2 protein-coding genes are annotated in these 2,723 nt (G+C 71.9%); both read right to left on the bottom strand.

Going from position 1 to position 2,723, the window contains the following annotated elements; genetic code table 11:
* The coding region (locus ACY45C_RS12815; protein WP_462187848.1) for a polyprenol monophosphomannose synthase at positions 1-756 on the bottom strand (756 nt) is incomplete at its 3' end.
* A gap of 130 nt (positions 757-886) precedes the next feature.
* On the bottom strand, positions 887-2,723 hold a 1,837-nt coding region (lnt, locus tag ACY45C_RS12810), incomplete at its 5' end, for an apolipoprotein N-acyltransferase (protein WP_462187847.1).

The following is a 2,723-nucleotide window of genomic DNA, read 5'->3' as shown; positions in this document are numbered from 1 at the left end:
GTGGGGTGTGGTGCCGGTGGTGGTTGTCTTCGGGGTGGGGCGGTGGCGTCGGGTGGTAGCGGCCCACCAGGCGACGCGCCAGAGGGCTTCGGCGACGACGGCGTTGCTCATCTTGGAGGTGCCGCGTTCGCGTTCGATGAAGGTGATGGGGACTTCGTGGACGCGGAAGCCGCGGCACCAGGCTTGCCAGGCGAGGTCGACCTGGAAGCAGTAGCCCTGGGAGGTGACACGGTGCAGGTCGCGGTCGCGGAGGACGTCGGCGCGGTAGGCGCGGAAGCCGGCGGTGGCGTCGCGTAGGGGTATGCCGAGGGCGGCGCGGACATAGAGGTTGGCGCCGCGGGAGAGCAGGAAGCGGCGCCGCGGCCAGTTGCGGACCTCTCCCCCGGGTATCCAGCGGGATCCGATGACGAGGTCGGCGTGGTCGAGGGCGGCGAGCAGGCGGGGTAGTTGCTCGGGCTGGTGGGAGCCGTCGGCGTCCATTTCGACGATGACGGTGTAGCCGTGGCGTAGTGCCCAGGAGAAGCCGGCGACGTAGGCGGTGCCGAGGCCGGATTTGCCTTCGCGGTGCAGGACGTGGATGTGGTCGTCGGAGGCGGCGAGTTCGTCGGCGATCTTCCCGGTGCCGTCGGGGCTGGCATCGTCGATGACGAGCAGGTCGACCGTCGGGTTGGCCGTCCGCAGGCGGCGGGCGGTGTCCGGTAGGTTGTCCCGCTCGTTGTAGGTCGGGACGCAGACGACAACGCGGTTGGGATCCACGCGCTTCCTCTCCTGGTCAGGGACCATGTCCGCGGCGGTGTCTGCCCGGGTGGCGTCACGGTGGGTGGCGCTGTCGGTGTCGTTTCGCGGGGTCATGGGCTTTGGTGGTGTGCCGGTTACGGGGTGCTGGTCATGCCGGCCCGGGTGGTGTGGGCTGTGCGGCGGGTCGGGTGGTGCTGGTGTCGTCGTTACCGGTGTCGTTGGCGGTCATGTCGTCGTTGGCGGTGTCACGGTCCGGGCTTGTGGGGCGGGTTCGCCGGGCGTGGATCACCCCTGCCATCATGGCGGTCAGGCCGAGGGCGATGAGAAGCGCCTCCGGGAGGATCCCGGCCTGGTCGGCGAGGGTGCGGGTGGTACGTCGGGGTAGCGCGGCGGTGAGGATGCCTGCTTCGTAGAGGCCGGTTTTGGCAAGCAGGGTGCCGTCGGGGGTGATGATGGCGCTTTCACCGCTGGTGGAGACCTGGACGGTGGCCCGGCCGTGTTCGACTGCGCGCAGGCGTGACATGGCGAGTTGCTGTTGGCTTTCACCCTTGCGACCGAAGGAGGCATTGTTTGTCTGGATGACGAGGATATCGGCGCCGTGGTTGACGGTGTCGCGGACGAGGCCGTCGTAGGCGACTTCGAAGCAGATGATGTCCCCGATGGTGGTGCCGGCGGCGTGGAGCGTGCCGGGGGTGGTGCCGGCGAGGAAGTCGTTGGGCATCTCGTCGGCGAAGCGGTGGATGAGTTTTTCGAGCAGGGCGCGGCCGGGGAGGTATTCGGCGAAGGGGACGGGGTGGCGTTTGACGTACATCTGGCCGGTGAAGCCGTCGGCGGTCCAGATCATGCCGGCGTTGCGGAGGTGGCCTGGTCCGGGGCCGCCCAGGACAGCGCCGACGAGGAGGGGGGCGCCGGCGGTGCGGGCGGCGGCGCGCAGGGCGGTGGCGACGGCGGGGTTGGTGAGGGGGTCGAGGTCGGAGGAGTTCTCCGGCCACAGGACGAGGTCGGGTTGTGGGCGTGTTCCGGTGGTGACGTCGGTGGCGAGGTGCCTGGTGGCGGTGACGTGGTTGGCGGTGACCTGGAAGGCGCGGCCGAGGGCGTGGTAGCCGCCGTCGGCGGGGACGTTTCCCTGGATGGCGGCGACGGTGAGGGTGCCGTGCTCGGGGGTGGTGGGCAGGGGTACGAGCAGGCCGGTGAGGGTGAGGGCGGCGGTGCCGAGGATGGGGGCGGCGAGGCGGCGGGCCGCGGCGGCTGTTGGGAGGGCGCGGGGGGTGGGTGTGGTGCCGGTGCCGGTGCCGTGGGTGGGGGTGCCGTGGGTGGGGGTGGTGATCCTGACGATGGTGAGGGCGGTGAGGGCGGTGAGGGCGGTGAGGGCGGTGAGGGCGCCGGTGGCGGCGACGGCGGCGGTGACGGCGGGTGCGCCGCCGAGGGCTGCCAGGGCGGTGAAGGGGCTGTCGGGCTGGGTGAAGGCGAGTCGTCCCCAGGGGAAGCCGCCGAAGGGGGCTCGGCTGCGCAGCGATTCCTGGGCGACCCAGACGGCGGCGGTCCACAGCCAGGCTCCGGGTAGCCGCCAGACGAGGGTGGTGGCGGGGGCGACGAGGGCGAGGATGGCGGCTTCGGCGAGGGAGAGCACGAGCCATCCGTCGGCGCCGACGAAGGAGACGAAGCGCAGGAGGGGGATGCAGAAGGCGAGGGAGAACAGCAGTCCCAGGCCGTAGGAGGCGCGCAGGCGCCGGTTGCGGACGGCGAGGGTGAGCAGGGTGACCGCGACGGGGGCCAAGGGCCAGCAGCCGACCGGTGGGGTGGCGAGGTAGAGCAGGGCGCCGCCGAGGAGGGCGGCGAGCGGGCGTCGGGTGTGGCGGAGCAGGGTGGGTCGCAGGCCTGCCGGGTCTGGCCGCGGGCCCGTGCGTGGTTTGCCGTTTACCTGCGGTTCGCCGTTCACGGGCGGTTCGGGGACGGCTGGTGGGGTGGGGGCCGTGTCACCGGCC

Source organism: Frankia sp. CcWB2 (genome assembly GCF_977927585.1).
The sequence above is the reverse complement of the archived record's forward strand: the minus strand, read 5'-3'. Positions and strand labels throughout refer to the sequence as shown.